The following is a 2,113-nucleotide window of genomic DNA, read 5'->3' as shown; positions in this document are numbered from 1 at the left end:
CGCGCGGCTCGGTGCTCTGGGGCGCCCGCCCCCGGCCACCCCGCCATCCCTCTCCCGGCTTCTGTTGGGGTGACGCGAGGAGCGCTTCGGGGTGGGGGGACCGTGGGTTGATGGTCAGGCGACCGTGCGGTGAGGGGGGTGGCGTGGGCGAGGTGTTGAGCGAGATGGCGAAGAACGTCACCATCATTCATGCGAGCGTGATCTGGTGACGACCCAACGTGACTCATTCGGAACCCAGGAGCGCGGCGTGCACGAGGGATCTTGCCTTTGCGGAGCTGTGAGTTTCGTGGTCACCGGCGATCTGCCGCCGCCAGATGCCTGCCATTGCTCGCAATGCCGCAAGCACTCGGGTCATTTCTTTGCGTCCACCGACGTTCCCCGCGCCGCCTTGACGATCCGCGGCGGCGACAACGTCACCTGGTTCCGCTCCTCCGAGAAGGTGCGGCGAGGGTTCTGCGCGACCTGTGGCTCTTCCCTGTTCTGGGATCCGATCGCCCACGACTGGATCGGCATCGCCATGGGCGCCTTCGAGGGACCTACGGACACCAGGCTGCGAATCCACATCTACGTGGCGAACAAGGGTGATTACTACGACATTGGAGACGGCTTGCCGCAGAACCAGCAATGAAAGGTGGCTCCTCGGAAGAATCTGTGGGTTAGCCCGGGGAGGACACGCGCGAGTCGCCGGCCGATGCCTCGCCCGTGGAGCTCGGGGCGGACGAAGAGACCTGGAAGGACGGAGAGAACCCTGTCGAGGCCGCGTACTCCTTGAAGAGGATGGGCACGTGCTGGAAGTCCTCGGGCGAGGCCACCTGACCGAGCGCGGCCGCCGGCATGGAGGCCACCCCATCCGGGGAGGGCCGCATCGCCCATGGTCAGGAGGTGAGCAGGGTCACGTGGAGGTGTTCGAAGACCGCGTGAGGGTCGGTGGCCATGGGGAGGCGTGGGCGGGTAGTCGCTGGCGGGTGAGTGTCGGGCGGCGGGGTGGGGATCGGTGAGTGGGAAGATTGAGAGTGGCTCGGGTGTCGGTGGATCCGCTGCGCTGGAAGGGAAACGCAGGTTGCATGCCAGGGATTTCGTGAGGCACGCCACTGGATGGGCTTCACGTGCACGTGAATCGGGTTCACGTAGACGCGGTTTGGCTTCGCGTGAACGCGGTTTGGCTTCGCGTGAACGCGGTTCGGCTTCGCGTGAACGCGGTTCGGTTTCGCGTGAACGCGGTTCGGCTTTGCGTGGACGTGAATCGGGTTCACGTGGACGCGGTTTGGCTCCGCGTGACCGGACACTCCGTCCGCCCGAGGGAAGTGCCCTTCACGTGACAGGGAAGCTCCTTCACGTGGACGCGAACGAAATTCACGTCAACGCGAACCCGCTTCACGTGGCAGCGGTCTGTGTTCCCCGATCGTCGAACCTCGTTCACGTCAACGCGAACGAGATTCAGGTCAACGCGAACGAGATTCAGGTCAACGCGAACGAGATTCAGGTCAACGCGAACTACGTTCATTCCACCGTGTGTGCAACCGCTCCTCGGCGACGCACCTTCACGTCAACGCGAACGAGATTCAGGTCAACGCGAACGAGATTCAGGTCAACGCGAACCCGCTTCAGGTCAACGCAAACCCGCTTCAGGTCAACGCGAACCCGCTTCAGGTCAACGCGAACCGACTTCCAGTGTCAGTAGACGCAGTTCACGTGGCCGCGACCCCGCTCCACGTGACAGCGAACCCACTTCACGTGAGGGTGGCCACAGACGTCTGCCTGGCCACAGCGAACCGCGTGTCAGCGCCTCACGCTGGGAGGTCAGCGAGCGCCCAGCGGCTCCAGGCGAGGGACGCAGCCACCTTGGCAGGTCACCATTCTCCACGAGGAGACAGGGTCACGCTTTCAGGGCCTCATGACCTCTGCTCACCCATCAACCCGCCGGAAGACCCTGAAAGATGAGATCCCGCTCAACACGGGAACCCCCTCCACGTTCCCATCACCCCCAAAGCCCTCCCCAAGGCCCCCCTCCCCGAGCGCTCTGGCCTACCCCAGGCAAGCGGTGGGCGGGGGGGTGATGCGACCGGGGGCGGGCGCGCCAGAGCACCGAGCCGCGCGCCATCCGGCTCCCAGT

At 65.0% G+C, this 2,113-nt stretch carries 3 protein-coding genes; 1 reads left to right on the top strand and 2 read right to left on the bottom strand.

The features are described from left to right. Positions 1-184: hypothetical protein (locus tag CAP_RS54780; protein WP_231512040.1), on the bottom strand; the 184-nt coding region annotated here is incomplete at its 3' end. A 63-nt stretch (positions 185-247) separates the two neighbouring features. Here CAP_RS54780 and CAP_RS43230 point away from each other — a divergent pair. Continuing rightward, positions 248-628: a GFA family protein gene (locus tag CAP_RS43230; RefSeq protein ID WP_044252686.1), complete on the top strand. Its 381-nt coding sequence runs from the start codon at positions 248-250 to the stop codon at positions 626-628. A 28-nt stretch (positions 629-656) separates the two neighbouring features. Here the strand turns inward: CAP_RS43230 and CAP_RS43225 are convergent, their stop codons facing one another. After that, entirely contained in the window at positions 657-866 is a 210-nt protein-coding gene (locus tag CAP_RS43225; protein ID WP_044252683.1) for a hypothetical protein, read from the bottom strand. Positions 867-2,113: the final 1,247 nt, after the last annotated feature.

Source organism: Chondromyces apiculatus DSM 436 (genome assembly GCF_000601485.1).
Classification (GTDB): domain Bacteria; phylum Myxococcota_A; class Polyangia; order Polyangiales; family Polyangiaceae; genus Chondromyces; species Chondromyces apiculatus.
This window is presented reverse-complemented; position numbering and strand designations above follow the sequence as displayed.